The sequence below is a fragment of the Micrococcus sp. KT16 genome (assembly GCF_003315015.1).
Taxonomy (GTDB): domain Bacteria; phylum Actinomycetota; class Actinomycetes; order Actinomycetales; family Micrococcaceae; genus Micrococcus; species Micrococcus luteus.
Window position 1 is genome coordinate 242,018 of the sequence record NZ_QNRG01000003.1, and the last position, 16,662, is coordinate 258,679.

Annotated in this window: 15 protein-coding genes and 1 riboswitch; of the genes, 9 read left to right on the forward strand and 6 right to left on the reverse strand. The window is 73.1% G+C overall.

Annotation, left to right across the window (positions count from 1 at the left end):
* Positions 1-16: 16 nt before the first annotated feature.
* Positions 17-655: a VOC family protein gene (locus tag DE149_RS04555; protein WP_020625524.1), complete on the reverse strand. Its 639-nt coding sequence runs from the start codon at positions 653-655 to the stop codon at positions 17-19.
* 177 nt (positions 656-832) lie between these two features.
* Positions 833-948, forward strand: a riboswitch (SAM riboswitch).
* Positions 949-1,078: 130 nt separating this feature from the next.
* Here DE149_RS04555 and DE149_RS04560 point away from each other — a divergent pair.
* Together DE149_RS04560 and DE149_RS04565 are read left to right on the forward strand one after the other, a co-directional pair.
* Complete coding sequence (locus tag DE149_RS04560) at positions 1,079-2,446, forward strand: bifunctional o-acetylhomoserine/o-acetylserine sulfhydrylase (RefSeq protein ID WP_113914056.1); 1,368 nt, start codon at positions 1,079-1,081, stop codon at positions 2,444-2,446.
* Positions 2,443-3,573, forward strand: a complete 1,131-nt coding sequence (locus tag DE149_RS04565) for a homoserine O-acetyltransferase (protein WP_036317585.1) — start codon at positions 2,443-2,445, stop codon at positions 3,571-3,573. Before DE149_RS04560 ends, DE149_RS04565 begins: the two co-directional genes overlap by 4 nt.
* Before the next feature lie 75 nt (positions 3,574-3,648).
* On the opposite strand, the gene DE149_RS04570 is transcribed toward DE149_RS04565, so the two are convergent.
* The gene (locus DE149_RS04570; RefSeq protein ID WP_113914057.1) at positions 3,649-4,542 is read right to left on the reverse strand and encodes an SGNH/GDSL hydrolase family protein; all 894 of its coding nucleotides are present in this window, start codon (positions 4,540-4,542) and stop codon (positions 3,649-3,651) included.
* An 80-nt stretch (positions 4,543-4,622) separates the two neighbouring features.
* Here DE149_RS04570 and DE149_RS04575 point away from each other — a divergent pair, with 80 nt between their 5' ends.
* Complete coding sequence (locus DE149_RS04575) at positions 4,623-5,315, forward strand: alpha/beta hydrolase (protein WP_036383562.1); 693 nt, start codon at positions 4,623-4,625, stop codon at positions 5,313-5,315.
* A gap of 52 nt (positions 5,316-5,367) precedes the next feature.
* Here the strand turns inward: DE149_RS04575 and DE149_RS04580 are convergent, their stop codons facing one another.
* On the reverse strand, positions 5,368-5,610 hold the full coding sequence (locus DE149_RS04580) for an RNA-binding S4 domain-containing protein (RefSeq protein ID WP_036383564.1): 243 nt from the start codon (positions 5,608-5,610) through the stop codon (positions 5,368-5,370).
* Between the two features lie 141 nt (positions 5,611-5,751).
* Here DE149_RS04580 and DE149_RS04585 point away from each other — a divergent pair, with 141 nt between their 5' ends.
* The 3 genes from DE149_RS04585 (at position 5,752) to DE149_RS04595 (ending at position 9,869) form a co-directional block, all read left to right on the forward strand.
* Entirely contained in the window at positions 5,752-7,134 is a 1,383-nt protein-coding gene (locus tag DE149_RS04585) for a glycine--tRNA ligase (RefSeq protein WP_113914058.1), read from the forward strand.
* On the forward strand, positions 7,131-8,183 hold the full coding sequence (locus DE149_RS04590; RefSeq protein WP_113914059.1) for a GNAT family N-acetyltransferase: 1,053 nt from the start codon (positions 7,131-7,133) through the stop codon (positions 8,181-8,183). The genes DE149_RS04585 and DE149_RS04590 overlap by 4 nt, the downstream gene beginning before the upstream one ends.
* Positions 8,184-8,324: 141 nt before the next feature.
* Positions 8,325-9,869 carry a mannitol dehydrogenase family protein gene (locus DE149_RS04595; RefSeq protein ID WP_370446017.1) on the forward strand — a complete coding sequence of 515 codons (1,545 nt, stop codon included), beginning with the start codon at positions 8,325-8,327 and terminating at the stop codon, positions 9,867-9,869.
* On the opposite strand, the gene xylB is transcribed toward DE149_RS04595, so the two are convergent.
* Together xylB and DE149_RS04605 are read right to left on the reverse strand one after the other, a co-directional pair.
* On the reverse strand, positions 9,850-11,298 hold the full coding sequence (xylB, locus tag DE149_RS04600) for a xylulokinase (protein WP_113914060.1): 1,449 nt from the start codon (positions 11,296-11,298) through the stop codon (positions 9,850-9,852). The genes DE149_RS04595 and xylB overlap by 20 nt on opposite strands.
* Positions 11,295-12,239: a sugar-binding domain-containing protein gene (locus DE149_RS04605; protein WP_113914061.1), complete on the reverse strand. Its 945-nt coding sequence runs from the start codon at positions 12,237-12,239 to the stop codon at positions 11,295-11,297. Before DE149_RS04605 ends, xylB begins: the two co-directional genes overlap by 4 nt.
* 130 nt (positions 12,240-12,369) lie before the next feature.
* Here DE149_RS04605 and DE149_RS04610 point away from each other — a divergent pair, with 130 nt between their 5' ends.
* From DE149_RS04610 to DE149_RS04620, 3 genes are read left to right on the forward strand one after another with little or no spacing between them, the layout of a single operon-like run.
* A complete protein-coding gene (locus DE149_RS04610; RefSeq protein WP_113914062.1) occupies positions 12,370-13,761 on the forward strand; it encodes a sugar ABC transporter substrate-binding protein in 1,392 nt (463 codons plus the stop codon).
* Between the two features lie 5 nt (positions 13,762-13,766).
* Positions 13,767-14,690, forward strand: coding sequence for a carbohydrate ABC transporter permease (locus DE149_RS04615; RefSeq protein WP_113914063.1), 924 nt, complete (start codon positions 13,767-13,769; stop codon positions 14,688-14,690).
* A 2-nt stretch (positions 14,691-14,692) separates the two neighbouring features.
* Positions 14,693-15,535, forward strand: coding sequence for a carbohydrate ABC transporter permease (locus DE149_RS04620; RefSeq protein WP_113914064.1), 843 nt, complete (start codon positions 14,693-14,695; stop codon positions 15,533-15,535).
* A gap of 102 nt (positions 15,536-15,637) precedes the next feature.
* Here DE149_RS04620 and DE149_RS04625 read toward each other — a convergent pair whose 3' ends face one another.
* A complete protein-coding gene (locus DE149_RS04625; RefSeq protein WP_233490705.1) occupies positions 15,638-16,636 on the reverse strand; it encodes an NAD(P)-dependent alcohol dehydrogenase in 999 nt (332 codons plus the stop codon).
* Positions 16,637-16,662: the final 26 nt, after the last annotated feature.

Here is a 16,662-nt window from a genome sequence, read left to right on the forward strand (position 1 = left end):
GGCCCCGCCCCCGCGCTCAGAGCGTGATCTCACCCTTCGGGGTGCGGAAGGTGACCGAGACGATCCCCGGGGTGCCGGAGGGCGCGACGTACTCGATGTTCACGTCCTGGACCTGGCCGTCCTCGTCCTCGCCGCCCAGCCACTCGGCGAGGCGCTCGGGGGAGCCGGCGATGTTCAGGTGCTCGATGGTGGCCTGCGGCTCGGCCGCCTGCGAGGGGTGCATGTCCTCCTGACCGTCGGCCCAGCGCAGGATGTACGGCAGCTGCGGGTCCGCGAGGGTGCCCTTGATGCCGATCTGCCGCCAGGACAGCTCGCGGCCGTCCGGGAAGCGACGGTTGCCGGGGACGGCCTCGCGGCCGAGGCGGCGCTCGAACCGGCCGATGTCCGGGGTGGCCACGGCCCAGCTCATCCAGCCCCCGCCCTGCTCGGTGCGGGCGCGCACGAGCTGGCCGAACGGCGCACTGAGGGAGGCCGGGTGGTCCAGGGCCTCGACGACCTCCAGATACTGCCCCTCCGTCATGGGGAAGAGCGCGTTCTGGGTGCCGAAACGTGGGTGGACACCGCCCTTGATCCGCTCGATGCCCAGCGTCTCGGCGATGCGGGCGACCGTGGCGTCCAGGCCCTCGGGGCCGGCGGCGTAGGACACGTGGTCCATGCGACAGGTGTGCACTGCGCTGTTCCTCTCCGTTCCCGGGCTGCCCCGGGGGTTGACCTGGTGCGAGTCGCGGGGCGTCGAGCCCTTGACGGGTCGGGCGCCCCGTGCGGAGAGCGTATCCGCGTGTGACACGCGTGACGAAATCGTGGCGGGGCGGCGGGCTACACTCGGAGGCACGGTCACGAGAGTCAGCAACAGGCCCCGGCATGCTGACCGGCAACCCTCCTTCCGCGGTGGGGTGCCCCGGGTGACGACCAGGCCGGCCCCACAACGGACGCCGGCAAGCGCGGGCCGATCCCACGGCCCCTCTCGACGGCGCCGGGTCATCTCCGGCACCTCGACGACGCCGGTTCCCGGATCGGCACGTCGGCCGGCGGGCGGGGCGGCCGGGTCCGGCCCCTGAACCCCTCAGGAGGGTCCGCCATGACCGACCAGACCACCCCGACCCCCGACGCCTGGGGCTTCTCCACCGCGCAGGTCCACGCGGGCGTCGCCGTCGGCCAGCACGCCTTCGGTGCGACCGCCCTGCCGATCTTCCAGACCACCTCGTACGACTTCCCGTCCGCCCAGGTGGCCGCGGACCGGTTCGCGCTCAAGGACCTCGACCCGCTCTACACCCGCATCGGCAACCCGACGCAGGGCCCGGTGGAGGAGAAGATCGCCGCGCTCGAGGGCGGTGTGGGCGCGCTGCTGCTGGCCTCCGGTCAGGCGGCGACGACGTTCGCGATCCTCAACCTCGCCGGCGCCGGCGACCACGTGGTCGCCTCGGCCAGCCTCTACGGCGGCACGCAGAACCTGTTCAAGCACACCCTCGCCAAGGTCGGCGTCGAGACGACGTTCGTGACCGACCCGGACGACCTCGAGTCCTGGCGCGCCGCCGTCCGGCCGAACACCACGGCGTTCTTCGGCGAGACCCTCGGCAACCCGCGCGGGGACGTCCTGGACGTGCGCGCCGTCGCCGACGCCGCCCACGAGGCCGGGGTGCCGCTGATCGTGGACAACACGCTGGCCACCCCGTACCTGCTGCGGCCGATCGAACACGGCGCCGACGTCGTCACCCACTCCGCCACGAAGTACCTCGGCGGGCACGCCGCGGCCATCGCGGGCGTGATCGTCGACGCCGGCACGTTCGACTACGCGCAGCACGCCGAGCGGTACCCCGGCTTCAACGAGCCGGACGAGTCCTACCACGGCCTCGTCTACGCGCGGGACCTCGGGGTGGGCTCGCCGCTCGGCGCCAACCTGGCCTTCATCCTCAAGGCGCGCGTGCAGCTGCTGCGCGACTACGGCTCGGCCATCTCCCCGTTCAACGCGTTCCTGGTGAACCTCGGCCTGGAGACCCTGTCCCTGCGCATGGAGCGGCAGGTGGCCAACGCGGCCGCGGTGGCGCGCTGGCTGGAGGGTCGCGACGACGTCGAGCGCGTGGTCTACGCCGGCCTGGAGTCCAGCCCGTGGCACGAGCGGGCCCAGCGCTACCTGCCGAAGGGCGCGGGCGCGTTCGTCTCCTTCGAGATCGCGGGCGGCCGAGAGGCCGGGGCCGCGTTCGTGGACGGGCTCACCCTGCACCACCACGTGGCCAACATCGGCGACGTCCGCTCGCTCGTGGTGCACCCGGCCTCGACCACCCACTCCCAGCTCACCGACGACGAGCAGCGCGCCGCCGGCGTCACCCCCGGCCTGGTGCGGCTCTCGCTCGGCGTGGAGGACATCGAGGACATCCTCGCCGACCTCGAGCGCGGCTTCGCGGCCGCCGCTCGCCGCGGCGACGACGACGCGGGGGAGCGGGCATGACCGCCGTCGCCACGCGTCCGTCGCGCACCGCGCTGCCCCGCGGCGGCCGCCACCGTCTGCGGGTCGGCGAGCTGCGCACCGAGACCGGCGGGCTGCTGCCCGACGTCGAGCTGACCTACGAGACCTGGGGCACCCTCGCCGCCGACGGCTCCAACGCCGTGCTCGTGCTGCACGCCCTCACCGGCGACGCGCACGTGGCCGCGCACGAGGAGGACCCGACGCCGGGCTGGTGGGACGCCCTCGTCGGCCCGGGCCGCGCCGTGGACACGGACCGGTGGTTCGTGGTCGCCCCCGCCATGATCGGCGGCTGCCACGGCTCCACCGGGCCCTCGACGCCGGCCCCCGACGGGCGGCCCTGGGGCTCCCGGTTCCCGTTCCTCACGCTGCGGGACGCGGTCGAGGCCGAGCGGCGCCTGGCCGACCACCTCGGGATCGGCGCCTGGCGTGCCGTGATCGGCGGATCGATGGGCGGGGCCCGCGCCCTCGAGTGGGCTGCGACCCACCCCGCGCGCGTCGCCGGGGTGGGTGTGCTGGCCGCCACCGCGGCCTCCTCCGCCGACCAGATCGCGTGGGGGCAGGCGCAGACGGCGGCCATCCGCCTCGACCCGGACTTCCAGGGCGGCGACTACTACCCCGGCCCCGGCCCCGTGGCCGGCCTGGGCATCGCCCGGCGCATCGCCCACACCACCTACCGCACGGCGGGCGAGCTCGGCCAGCGGTTCGGCCGGGAACCGCAGGGCGTCGAGGACCCGTTCGGCGCCGTCGTCGGGGTGCCGGGCGGGCGCGGGCGCTACGCCGTGGAGTCCTACCTGGACCACCAGGCGGCCAAGCTCGCCGACCGGTTCGACGCGAACTCCTACCTCGTGGTCACCGAGGCCCTCATGGGCCACGACGTCGGGCGCGGGCGCGGCGGCGTGGCGGCGGCGCTCGCGGACTACCGGGGCCGGGCGTTCGTGGCCGCCGTCGACTCGGACCGGCTCTACCTGCCGGCCGAGTCCGAGGCGCTCGCGGCGGCGCTGCCCGCGCGGCCGCCGGTGCACACGATCGCCTCGCCCATCGGCCACGACGGCTTCCTCACCGAGTACGGGCAGGTGGCCGACACGCTCAAGCGCACCCTCGCCCTCTGAACTTTCGTTCGGGAAACGGCGGCGTGTCGCGGCACTTTCGTTCGAGAAACGGCCACCGGTTCCCGCCGGCCGGGCTCAGGGCTCGACGACGTCCAGCGGCTCGGTGTGGTCCGAGCCCTGCGGCATCGGCGCGCCGAAGAGCGGCTCGGGGACGGGGCGCTTGGCCGTGACGCCGTCGCCGGAGGAGACGCCGCGGAGGCGGCGGACCACCCACGGCGCCAGGTGCGTGCGCACCCATGCGGCGTCCGACGCGCGGGCCGCGCGCCACGTGCGCGGCGCCGGCGGGGAGAGGCGCAGGTGCTCGAGGCCGTGCTCCACGCCGAGGGTGTCCAGCACCATCGCGGCGATCGTGTGGTGGCCGAGCGCAGAGAAGTGCAGGCGGTCCTCGGCCCACATCTCCCGCCGGGCGAGGTCCTTGAGCGACCACATGTCCGGCACCAGCGCGTCGTGCCGCAGCGCGATGGTGCGCACGTTCTCGTTGTAGATCGCCACGGTGCCGCGGATGCGGCCGATGACGGGCGTGCCCTTCACGTCGGTCGCGTTGAACAGCAGCACGGTGGCGCCGTCGGAGGCCAGACGCTCGACGACGGCGTCCAACCGGACCGCGATCTCGTCCGGGTCCGCGCCGCGCAGGATGTCGTTGCCGCCCGCGCAGACGCTGATGAGGTCCGGCCGCAGGGCGAGCGCCGGCTCCACCTGGTCCTCGGCGATCTGGTCCAGCAGCTTCCCGCGGACCGCCAGGTTGGCGTAGGCCAGGTCCTCGCCGGGCGGCGTCAGGCGGGAGAGCTCCTCGGCCAGGCGGTCGGCCCAGCCGCGGTGGTAGCCGGGACGGTCCGGGTCCGGGTCGCCGATGCCCTCGGAGAACGAGTCCCCGATGGCGACGTAGCGGCGCCACGGATGGGCGGCGGGGTCGTCGACCGGGGTCGCGTCGGAGGCGTGCGGAGGCTGGGAGGAGGATGGGTTACCCACGGGTAGGATTCTGCCCGCGTCGCGCGGGAGGGGTCAACCTCCGGGAGGGGCCGACCGTGCCGCTCGCTAGGCTGGCGAACGTGAACGCGAACCCCACCCCCGCCGTCGAGCCCGTCGTCCGCTGGTCCCGCCCCGAGGGCGAGCGCACCGAGGACCTGCTGATCGTCCTGCACGGCTACGGCGCGAACGAGGACGACCTGTTCGGCCTCGTCCCGCACCTGCCCGAGCACGTCACGGTGGCCGCCGTGCGCGCGCCCCTGCCCCTGCAGCCGGGCTCCCACGCCTGGTTCCCGCTCTCCCAGGACCCGGTCACGGGCGAGCTGGGCTCCACCGCCGAGCCGGTCCGCGAGGCCGTCGAGGCCCTGCACGCCTGGGTGCAGGCCGTGCGCGGGGACTTCCGCACCGTCTCCCTGCTCGGCTTCTCGCAGGGTATGGCGATGGCCACGTCGCTGCTGCGCCTGGACCCGGAGGCCTACGCGTGCACCGTGGCGCTGTCCGGCTTCGTGGTGGACCCGGAGCTCGCCGAGCCGCGGCTGCGCGAGCTGTTCACCCGCGACGACGACGTCGCCCGCGTGCGACCGAAGGTCTTCTGGGGCCGCGGCCAGGAGGACCCGATCATCTCCGAGCCCCGGGTCGAGGAGACCCATGCCTGGCTGAACGCCCACGTGGACCTCATGAAGATCGTCTACGCCGGGCTCGGTCACGCGATCAACGAGCAGGAGCTGGGCCACGTGAAGGAGTACCTCGCCCACATGGTGCCGCCCCGCGGCTGACGCACCGGGCCTGCTCGACGACGGCGCCGCGGCCGCCCGCCGCGGCGTCGGCTCAGGCCTGCTCGGCCTGGACGACGAACGCCTCGCCGGCGAACTCGACGACGTCCCCGTCGTGCAGCTGGGCGCCACGGCGCGTCTCCACCGCGCCGTTGACGGTGACGAGCCCGTCGGTGACGACGTCGCGGGCCATGGCCCCGTCCTCCACGAGGGAGGCGAGCTTGAGCGCCTGGCCGAGGCGGATGGACTCGTCACGGATGGGCAGGGGCTGGGCGTCGGGTGCGTTCGTCTCGGTCATGGTGTCCATCATGGCCGGTAGGCTGGACGGGATCGACCGGCGCGCCGCGCCGGAACGGGCCCGCCGCGTCGAAGGCGGCCGGGTGCCGTCGTCGTCGTGATCCCCTCCCGCCCCGCCGATGAGTACGGAAGTGATGCCCCCATGGCTGCCAAGTCCCCGCTGGACAACGTCATCAACCTGGCCAAGCGCCGAGGCTTCGTGTTCCAGGCCGGTGAGATCTACGGCGGTTCGCGCTCCGCGTGGGACTACGGGCCCCTGGGTGTGGAGCTGAAGGAGAACATCAAGGCCGAGTGGTGGAAGACCTTCGTGCGCTCCCGTGAGGACATGGTGGGCCTGGACTCCTCCATCATCCTGCCGCGCGCGGTGTGGGAGGCCTCCGGCCACGTCGAGACCTTCACCGACCCGCTCGTGGAGTGCACCCAGTGCCACAGGCGCCACCGCCAGGACCACCTGCTCGAGGCGTTCGAGGCCAAGAAGGGCCGGCCGGCCGAGGGCATGGCCGAGATCGTGTGCCCGGACTGCGGCACCCAGGGCGCCTGGACCGAGCCGCAGCTGTTCTCGGGCCTGGTCAAGACCTACCTCGGCCCCGTGGACAACGAGGAGGGCCTGCACTACATGCGCCCGGAGACGGCGCAGGGCATCTTCGTGAACTTCCTCAACGTGCTGGGCGCGGCCCGGAAGAAGCCGCCGTTCGGCATCGGCCAGATCGGCAAGGCGTTCCGCAACGAGATCACCCCGGGCAACTTCATCTTCCGCACCCGCGAGTTCGAGCAGATGGAGATCGAGTACTTCGTGCCGCCGGCCGAGGCGAAGCAGCACTTCGACCGCTGGGTCGAGGACTGCTGGGACTGGTTCATCGACCTCGGCATCGACCCCGCGCACCTGCGGAAGTTCGACGTCCCCGCAGACGAGCGGGCGCACTACTCCGACGCCACGATCGACCTCGAGTACGACTTCGGGTTCACCGGCGGCGACGGCTGGGGCGAGCTGATGGGCATCGCGAACCGCACCGACTACGACCTCGGGCGGCACACCGAGCACTCGGGCACCAAGATGCAGTACTTCGACCAGGCCAACGACGTGCACTACACCCCCTACGTGATCGAGCCGTCCTTCGGCCTGACCCGCTCCATGATGGCGTTCCTCGTGGACGCCTATGCCGAGGACGAGGCCCCGAACGCCAAGGGCGGCGTGGACGTGCGCACCGTGCTCAAGCTGGACCCGCGCCTGGCCCCGGTCAAGGCCGCCGTGCTCCCGCTGTCGAAGAAGCCCGAGCTGCAGGAGCCCTCCCAGGCTTTGGCCGCCGAGCTGCGCGGCCTGTGGAACATCGAGACGGACGACTCCGGCGCGATCGGCCGCCGCTACCGCCGCCAGGACGAGATCGGCACCCCGTTCTGCATCACCGTGGACTTCGACACCCTCGAGGACCAGGCCGTCACCATCCGCGAGCGGGACACCATGTCCCAGGAGCGCGTGGCGCTGTCCCAGGTGAAGTCCTACCTGATCGAGCGCCTGGTCAAGTGAGCGCCGAGCACAGCACGGACCTGCCCGCAGGCGTGACCCTGCGCCCCTGGGCCGAGGGCGACGACCTGGCCCTGCTCGAGGTGTGGGGCGACCCTGCCGACGTCCAGCAGCACCAGGACCGCGCGATGCTCGCCCCGGACGCGGACACGCCGTGGCGGCGCACGCTCGTGGCCGAGGACGACGGCGTGCCGGTCGGCGCCGGGACCGTCGTCGCGCAGTCCCTGCACCCCCGCCGGCTGTGGCTCTACCTCGAGGTGGCGCCCACGGCCCGCCGCCGGGGCGTCGGCTCGGCCCTGCTGGGCGCGCTGCGCTCGGCGGTGGCGCAGGCCCACGCCGCGGGCGAGGTCACGACGACGGCGCTCAAGACGCGCTTCGCCGTCGCCTCCCGCGTGCCCGTGGTGACGGACGGCGACGCGGACGGCGCGGCGGACACCGCCGAGGAGACCGGGGGCGCGCACGCCGCGCAGGTGGCCGGGACCGAGGCGTTCCTCGTGGCCGCCGGGTTCACCCCGGTCCAGCGCTCGCGGCGGATCGCGGTGGCGCCGGGCTCGATCGCCCTGCCGCCGCTGCGGGACGAGGAGCACCCCGAGGGCGCGGTCCTCGAGGACGCCGCCACCGGGTCGGTCGAGCTGACCCGCGCGGTGGCCGCGTTCTACGACGCCGTCCACGGCTGGGACCCCTCGGAGATGTCCGTGGGAGCCGCCCAGCAGTTGATCCTGGGCCCGCAGACGGGGGCGGCGGGCGCCGTCGTGCTCCGCGATGCGCCGAAGGAGGAGGGCGGTGAGATCCGCGCGTTCGCCGTGTCCTACACGGCCGAGCGCCAGGACGCGCCGGCAGACGTGTTCCTCGGCTGGGACCCGCGGCTGCCGCTCGAGGAGGCGCAGCTGGCCAGCGGCCAGCTGCTGGCCATGCTCGTGGCGCAGCACCCCGTGCAGGTCGAGGTGGACGAGGCCATGACGGCGCTCGAGCCGATCCTCGACGGCCTGATCGGAGCGAAGGCGGCGCTGACCCTCGTGGACACCCGCATCTGGGCAACGGACCGGGTGTGAGCGGCGGTCCGCCGGTGGCGGAGGACCCGGCCGGGCGCGGGATGGCCGACGATCTCACCTGAGTGTGCTCCGGTTCACATGTGATAGCTTGCCGGTCATCGCAGGTGACGCCCTGTGCCAGGCTGACCAAGGAGATCCCCCGTGACGCACCACGTCCACCCCTCCGATCCGCTGCCCCTCTCGGCCGACGCGCTGCCACGGCTCGCCCTGGCGACTCCTGCCTACCACCGGGACGCCGTCCGGGTCGGCATCGTCCACATCGGCGTGGGCGGCTTCCACCGGGCCCACATGGCGATGTACCTGGACACGCTGATGAACCAGGGCAGGGCGATGGACTGGGGCATCTGCGGCCTCGGGGTCCTGCCGGGGGATGCGCGCATGCGGGACGCCCTGGCGGGGCAGGACCATCTCTACACGCTCGCGGTGAAGAACCCGGACGGGACGGTGGACTCCCGGGTGATCGGCTCGATCGTGGACATGCTCCACGCTCCCGACGACCCGGACGCGGCCGTCGAGCGCATGGCGGACCCGGCGGTGCGGATCGTCTCCCTGACCATCACCGAGGGCGGCTACAACGTCAACCAGGTCACCGGGGCGTTCGACCCCGACCGTCCGGACGTGGCCCAGGACCTCGCCTCCGCCGCGGCCGCCGCCCGCGGGGAGCAGGCGCCCGGCCCGACCTCCGTGTTCGGCCTGGCCGTGGAGGCGCTGGCCCGCCGCCGAGCCCGCGGGCACGCCCCCTTCACCGTGATGTCCTGCGACAACATCCAGGGCAACGGCGACGTCGCCCGCCGGCAGTTCAGCGCCTTCGCCCGCCTGCGGGACGAGGACCTGGCCGCGTGGATCGAGGCGGAGGTCCCGTTCCCGAACAGCATGGTGGACCGCATCACCCCCGTCACCGTGGACGCGGACCGGGAGCGTCTCGCGCAGCAGGAGGGACTCGCGGACGCCTGGCCCGTGGTCTGCGAGCCCTACACGCAGTGGGTGCTGGAGGACCGGTTCGTGGGCGGGGCCGACGGGCGGCCCCCGTTCGAGGAGGTCGGCGTCCAGCTGGTGGACGACGTGGAGCCGTACGAGCTGATGAAGCTGCGCCTGCTCAACGCCAGCCACCAGGCCCTGTGCTACCCCGGGTACCTGGACGGGATGCGCTTCGCCCACGAGGTGTGCTCGGACCCCCTGTTCGTGGAGTACCTGCGCGCCTACATGGACCGCGAGGCCACCCCCACCCTCCGCCCGGTGCCCGGGATCGACCTCGGGGACTACAAGGCGACCCTCATCGAGCGGTTCGCCAACCCGTGCGTGCGGGACACCCTCGCCCGCCTGTGCGCCGAGTCCTCCGACCGCATCCCCACGTGGCTCGTGCCGGTCATCCGCGAGAACCTGGAGGCCGGCCGCCCCGTCGGCCTCTCCGCCGCGATCGTCGCCTCGTGGGCCCGCTACGCCGAGGGCGTGGACGAGGCCGGCGCCCCCATCGACGTCGTGGACCAGCGGCGTGAGGCCGTCATGGCGGCCGCCGCCGCCCAGCGCGACGGCGACCCGCTGGCCTTCCTCCGTCAGGAGGACCTCTTCGGGGACCTGGCCGAGCGCCCCGCGTTCACCGAGCCCTACCTGCGGGCCCTGACGTCCTTCCAGGAGCGGGGCGCCCGGGCGACCCTCGAGGCGCTGCTCAGCGGCCTGCGGGGCTGACGGCCTCCTGCCGCAGGGCGCGGTAGCGCTCGCGGTGGGCCCGGATGCCAGCGTCGCCCGTGACGGGCAGCTCCGCCACGAGGCGGCGCGGCCATGCGGGGGCCTCGCCCGCGGCTGCCCACAGGGCCTGATGGGCGGCCCCGAGGGCCACGTACTCGCGGATCTCGGGGATCTGCACGGGGGTCCCCAGCGTGTCCGGGAGGACGGCCCGCAGGGCGTCGGACTGCGCGCCGCCGCCGATCGCCAGGACACGCTCCACCGGGGCGCCGGCGCCGCGGAGGACCTCGAGGCAGTCGGCCAGGGAGTTCGCCACGGACAGCACCGCGGCGCGGGCCAGGTTCTCCGGCGTGAAGGAGGCGCGCGTGATGCCGTGCAGGCGCCCGGTGGCATCGGGCAGGTTCGGCGTCCGCTCGCCGTCGAGGTAGGGGAGCATGGTCAGCCCGGCCGCGTCCGAGGGGCCGGCCAGGCCCAGCCGGGTGAACTCCGCCAGGTCCACGCCCAGCAGGTCGGCCGTGGTGGTCATGACCCGGGCCGCGTTGAGGGTGCACAGCAGCGGCAGGTAGTGCCCGGTGGCGTCGGCGAACCCGGACACGAGGCCCGTCGGGTCCGACACCGCGTGGGGGGAGCGGGAGAACACGGTCCCGGAGGTGCCCACGGACACCACCACGTCGCCTGGGGCCAGACCCAGGCCGAGCGCCGCCCCGGCGTTGTCGCCCGAGCCCGCGGAGACGGGAATGCGCCGGTCTGGGGCGCCGGCCCACTCCGAGTGCAGGTGACCGGCGACGGCGTCGGGTGCCAGCACCTCGGGCAGCGCGGGCACCGCCCCGAAGTACCGCTGCAGCAGGTCCGGGCGGTAGGCGCCGGTCTGGGCGCTGAAGTAGCCGGTGCCGGAGGCGTCGGAGGCGTCCGTGACGAACGCGCCGGTCAGCTGCAGGACCAGCCAGTCGTGGGGGAGCATCACCCGGTGCACGCGCTCGGCGGCCTCGGGACGGTGCCGACGCAGCCACGCGAGCTTGGTCAGGGTGATCGCCGGCACCGGCACCAGCCCGACGGCGTCGAGCCAGGCCGGGGTCCCGAGGTCGCCGTACAGGGAGGCGGCCTCCTCGGCGCTGCGGACGTCGTTCCACAGGAGGGCCTCGTGCACGGGCTCACCGGAGGCGTCGAGGGCCACCAGTCCGTGCTGCTGGGCCGAGATCCCGACGCCGAGCACGTCCGGGCGCTCGGCCACGCCGGCCTTCGCCCACGCGCTGCGCAGCGCCTCGAGCCACCGGCGAGGATCCACCGCAGTGCCGTCCGGGTGCGGCGCGCTGGCGGAGGTGAGCACCTGCCCCGTGGCGGCGTCCACCACCACGACCTTGCAGGACTGGGTGGACGAGTCCACGCCCACCACCACGCCGTGGGGGGTCGTCGGGCGGCTGTCGGGAGTCATCGTGCGTCCTCCGTCGGGTGTCGGTGGTCGGCCATGAGGGCCTCGTGAAGGTCGGCGTCGCAGACGAGGGTGTCGACGAGACCGGCGCGGACGGCGGCGCGCACCGCGGGGGCGCGGTCCCCGCCCCGGGCGAGCGCCACGGTGTGGCGCGCCGCCGCCATGTGTTCCAGGTCGGCGGCCACGATCAGGTCCTCCACCGGCGTGGACAGCCGGGTGCCGTCCGCCGCCAGCAGGTGCCCCGAGATCTCGGCCACGGCCCCGGCCGCGACGGCGAGGCGGCGCGTGGGCTCGGGCACCCGGTCCCACACGGTGGAGCCGCCGGGAGCCCATCGGCCGATCGCGATCACGGCCACGTCCAGGGAGCGGGCGCGGTCCAGGGTGCTGCGGACCTCGGGGCTGCGGGCCAGGGCTGCGGCGCCCTCGACGACGAGGGGAGCCCACAGGGGCCACACGGAGCCTGCGTCGACCTCCGCCAGCAGTCGGGGGCCGGCCGTGTCCTGATCGGAGGCCAGGGCGCCCGCCAGCTGGACGAAGGTGCACTCGGGCATCGCCGGCAGGCGCGACATGACCGCCTGGATGGTCCGGGACCAGGACACCCCCACGGTGTCCCCCGGCCGGATCGTGTCCGTGAGGACCCCGGCGGCCAGGGCGGCGACGGCCGTCAGGCCCGTCGCGTCGTCGGGGACGGCGGTGACGGCCCGGGGGATGCCCAGCAGGCGGGCGAGCGACTCGTCGTCGGTGTCGACGGGCGGGTGGATGCTGATGCGGACGATCCCCCGGTCCACAGCCTCGCGCAGGAGCGTGGCGACCTGGAAGCGGGAGAGCCCCGTGTCCCGGGCGAGCTGCACCTTCGAGGTGCCCTCCAGGTAGTGGGCGCGCGCCAGCTCCGCGAGGACGCGGTGATGCGACGCGGGGGCGTCACGGAGAGGAGAGGGGGCCATCGGCGTCGCTCCACATCTGTGAGTAGGTCTCTTGCTCATCTGAGCGTATATGACTAGCATCACACTCCTGGAGTGCCCCGAGGATCACCTCGACGGCGCCGCCGCCTGATCCAGTGCGAACAGGAGTGCCATGCCCATCTTCACCCGCCCGTCCCGCTCCACCGCGCGCAGCGTCCCGCGACGGCGGTCCAGGACCCTCATCGCCGGTCTCGCGGCATCCCTCACCCTCGGGCTCGCGGGGTGCGGCGACGCCGGCCCCGAGGACGAGATCGTCGTCGCCATCGTCGCCAACCCCCAGATGCAGGACGCGATCTCCCTCCAGGAGGAGTTCGAGAGGCAGCATCCGGACGTCGACGTGCGCTTCGTGTCCCTGCCCGAGAACGAGGCCCGAGCGAAGATCACGGCGTCCGTCGCCACCGGCGGCGGGGAGTTCGACGTGGTCATGATCTCCAACTACGAGACCCCGTCCTGGGCGGAGAACGGCTGGATCGAGAACCTCCAGCCCTACATCGACCGGACCGAGGGCTACGACGACGAGGACTTCATCTCCTCGATCCGCGAAGCGCTCAGCCGTGACGGGGACATGTACTCGGTCCCGTTCTACGGCGAGTCCTCCTTCCTGGTCTACAACAAGGAGATGTTCGCCGAGGCCGGCGTGACCATGCCGGAGAAGCCCGCGTGGCCGGAGATCCGCGAGATCGCCGCTGAGCTGGACGACCCGGACGCCGGCGTCTCCGGCATCTGCCTCCGCGGTCTGGCCGGGTGGGGCGAGGTGATGGCCCCGCTGACGACCGTGATGAACACCTACGGCGGTGGCTGGTTCGACGCCGAGGGCAACCCCACCCTGACGTCCCCCGAGACCACCGCTGCCGTCCAGGACTACGTGTCCCTGGTCCAGGAGCACGGACAGGCGGGCCCGGCGACGTCGGGCTACGGCGACTGCATCACGCTCTACAGCCAGGGCCAGACCGCCATGTGGTACGACGCCACCGCCATGGTCTCCACGATCGAGGACCCCAAGTCCTCCACCGTCGCCGGCAAGAACGGCTACGTGCCGGCCCCCACCATGGACACGGACTCGGCGGGGTGGCTGTACACGTGGTCCCTGGCCATCCCCAGCACCAGCGACCGCAAGGACGCCGCGTGGGACTTCGTCTCCTGGATGACCGACAAGGAGTACATCCGGCTGGTGGGCGAGAACATCGGCTGGGAGCGCGTGCCGCCGGGCAGCCGGTACTCCACGTACGAGATCCCGGAGTACCAGGACGTCTCCGAGGCCTATGCCCGGCCGACCCTCGAGGCCATGAACGCGGCCACGCAGGAGAACTCGTTCGCCTACGACCCGCGCTACGCCGGCATCCAGTTCGTCGCGATCCCGGAGTTCCAGGACCTCGGCACGCGCGTCGGTCAGCAGATCTCGGCGGCGATCGCCGGCCAGGTGAGCGTCGAGGAGGCGCTCGAGCAGTCGCAGGGCTACGCCGAGGACGTCGCGCTGGTCTACCAGCGCCAGGGCGAGGAGTGAACACCATGAGCACAGCCACCACCGCGGCACGGTCTCCTGAGGCGGCCGGGCATGCCCGTCGCGAGGGCTGGTCCCGCCGGGCCCCCCTCCTGCCGGCACTGGTCTTCACGATCATCGCCACGCAGATCCCGTTCCTGATCACGATCTGGTACTCCCTGCGGTCCTGGAACCTGCTGAATCCGGACTCGGACGTCTTCGTGGGGCTGCGGAACTACGTCTCGATCTTCACGGACAGCACGTTCCGCCAGGCCGCCTTCAACAGCGTGCTGTACACCCTGGGCTGCGTGTTCATCGCCATGGTCCTGGGCATCGGCCTGGCGCTGCTGCTGGACCGCAAGTTCGTCGGTCAGGGGGTGGTGCGCACGATGCTGATCACCCCGTTCCTGATCATGCCCGTCGTGAGCGCGATCCTCTGGTCCATCTCGATGTTCAACCCGAGCTACGGGCTCGTGAACTGGGTGATCGGGCTGGTGGGCATCGAGCCGGTCGCCTGGACCTCCACGTACCCGGTCCTGTCCGTGCTGATCGCCCTGGTGTGGCAGTGGACGCCGTTCATGATGCTGCTGGTGCTCGCGGGCCTCCAAAGCCAGCCGCGCGACGTCCTCGAGGCCGCGCAGGTCGACGGCGCGACGGACCTCAGCATCTTCCGGTACATCACGCTCCCGCACCTGCGGCGCTACATCGAGCTGGGCGTGCTGCTCGGGGCGATCTACGTGGTCAACACCTTCGACCAGATCTACCTGATGACAGCCGGCGGCCCGGGAACCCAGAGCGCCAACCTGCCGTACTACATCTACCAGCGCGCGTTCCTGGGCTTCGACATCGGCCAGGCGGCGGCCATGGGCGTGGTGGTGGTCGTAGCGACCATCGTCGTCGCCACCGTCGCCCTGCGTCTCATCTTCAAGAGCTTCATGAGCACGGAGGACTGACCATGACTGCCACCACCTCGGCCGGCCGCCGGCGCGGCAACGCCCGGTCTGCGGCGCTGACCCTGTTCACCTGGCTCGTCGCGATCGCGTTCTTCATGCCCGTGCTCTGGATGGTCCTGACCTCCTTCAAGCAGGAGGCGGACGCGGCGTCGAACCCGCCGGTCTTCTTCTTCGCCCCCACTCTCGACCAGTACGCCGCCGTCCTGGAGGCGGGCGCCGGGCAGTACTTCCTGAACTCCGTGATCGCCACGGCCGTCTCCACCCTGATCGTCCTGATCCTGGCCGTGCCGGCCGCCTACGCGGTGAGCATCCGGCCCGTGGAGAAGACCTCGGACGTGCTGTTCTTCTTCATCTCCACCCGCATGCTGCCGGTGGTCGCCGTGATCGTGCCGATCTACGTGGTGGCCGGCCGCATCGGGGTGCTGGACAACATCGGCACGCTGATCTTCCTCTACACCGCCATGAACCTGCCGCTCGCGGTGTGGATGATGCGCTCGTTCTTCCAGGAGGTGCCCAAGGAGGTCCTCGAGGCCGCGCAGATGGACGGCGCGAGCCTCCTGACCACCCTGCGCACCATCCTGCTGCCCATGGTCGCGCCGGGGGTGGCGGCCACCGCCCTGCTGTGCGTGATCTTCGCCTGGAACGAGTTCTTCTTCGCGCTCAACCTCACGGCCGTCAACGCGGCGACCGTCCCGGTCATGCTCGTGAGCACGATGACCAGCGAGGGCCTGTTCCTCGCGCGTCTGTCCGCGGCGAGCGTCCTGGCCTCGCTGCCCGTCGTCGTCGCCGGCTGGGTGGCGCAGAAGCAGCTCGTCCGCGGCCTCTCGATGGGCGCCATCAAGTGATCTGAGCGGGCCCCGCCGCGAACGCCCCGCCTCCGTGATCGGACGGCGGGGCGTTCGTCGTCTGCGGCGTCCGCCCTCCTGGGCGCCCGCGCGGGGCGGCGCTCAGGGCCGCACGACCGCCTTGACGGCGCCGGGGGCGCGGGCTGCAGTCAGCGCGCCGGCGACGTCGTCCAGGCGATGGCGGGACGTGACCAGGCCGTCCAGGTCCACGGCCCCGGAGGCCGCGAGGGCGATCGCCGTCGGCCACGTGCCGGCGTAGCGGAACGTCCCGGTCACGGTCAGCTCCCGGCCCTGCACGAGCGGCACGGGCAGGGAGATGGTGTCCGCACCCATGCCCACGAGCACGGCCCGCCCGGCGGGGGCCAGGCGCCGCAGCCCGTCCAGGACGGCCGCCTCGGCTCCCGTGGCGTCGATGAACACGGTGTACCCGCCGCCGGGGAGGTCGTCGGCGACGGCGGGGGCGTCCTGTGCGGTGAACACGTCGGTGGCGCCGTGGCGGCGGGCCTGCTCCAGCCGTTCGGGTCGCACGTCGGTGACCACGGTGGCGAGCGCGCCGGCCCGCGCGGCGCACGCCGCGGCGAGAAGGCCGATGGGGCCGGCCCCGGCCACGAGGACCCGCGAGCCCAGGCCGACATCCCCGGCGCGCACCGCCGCGATCGCCACGGAGAGCGGTTCGAGCAGGGCAGCGGCCTCGTCGGACAGCGTGTCCGGGACCCGATGGCTGAACGCGGCGGGATGGCAGACGTACTCGGCGAACGCCCCGTCCACCGGTGGGGTCGCGAAGAACCTGACCGCCGGGTCGAGGTTGTAGCGGCCCGCGAGCGTCTGCGCCGAGAACGCCTCGGGGATCCCCGGCTCGAGGGACACCCGCTCGCCGACGCGCGCCGGATCGACGCCGGCGCCGACGGCCACGATGCACCCGGCCGGCTCATGGCCCAGCACCAGCGGGGCGTCCACCACGAAGTCGCCGATGCGCCCGTGCTCGAAGTAGTGGGTGTCGGAGCCGCACACCCCGACGGCGGTGACGCGCACCAGCACCTCGCCCGGTCCGGGCGAGGGCACCGGGCGCTCCTCGACCGCCACCTCTCCCGGCCGCCGCAGGACGCTGACCCGCTGGGAGGCGGGGA

Bases quoted from the DNA above. Each gene is read 5' to 3' on its own strand.
- DE149_RS04565 (WP_036317585.1), top strand. From the start codon at position 2,443: ATGACCGCCGTCGCCACGCGTCCGTCGCGCACCGCGCTGCCCCGCGGC.
- DE149_RS04605 (WP_113914061.1), bottom strand. From the start codon at position 12,239: ATGGCCCCCTCTCCTCTCCGTGACGCCCCCGCGTCGCATCACCGCGTC.
- xylB (WP_113914060.1), bottom strand. From the start codon at position 11,298: ATGACTCCCGACAGCCGCCCGACGACCCCCCACGGCGTGGTGGTGGGC.
- DE149_RS04620 (WP_113914064.1), top strand. From the start codon at position 14,693: ATGACTGCCACCACCTCGGCCGGCCGCCGGCGCGGCAACGCCCGGTCT.
- DE149_RS04615 (WP_113914063.1), top strand. From the start codon at position 13,767: ATGAGCACAGCCACCACCGCGGCACGGTCTCCTGAGGCGGCCGGGCAT.
- DE149_RS04580 (WP_036383564.1), bottom strand. From the start codon at position 5,610: ATGACCGAGACGAACGCACCCGACGCCCAGCCCCTGCCCATCCGTGAC.
- DE149_RS04585 (WP_113914058.1), top strand. From the start codon at position 5,752: ATGGCTGCCAAGTCCCCGCTGGACAACGTCATCAACCTGGCCAAGCGC.
- DE149_RS04555 (WP_020625524.1), bottom strand. From the start codon at position 655: ATGGACCACGTGTCCTACGCCGCCGGCCCCGAGGGCCTGGACGCCACG.
- DE149_RS04560 (WP_113914056.1), top strand. From the start codon at position 1,079: ATGACCGACCAGACCACCCCGACCCCCGACGCCTGGGGCTTCTCCACC.
- DE149_RS04610 (WP_113914062.1), top strand. From the start codon at position 12,370: ATGCCCATCTTCACCCGCCCGTCCCGCTCCACCGCGCGCAGCGTCCCG.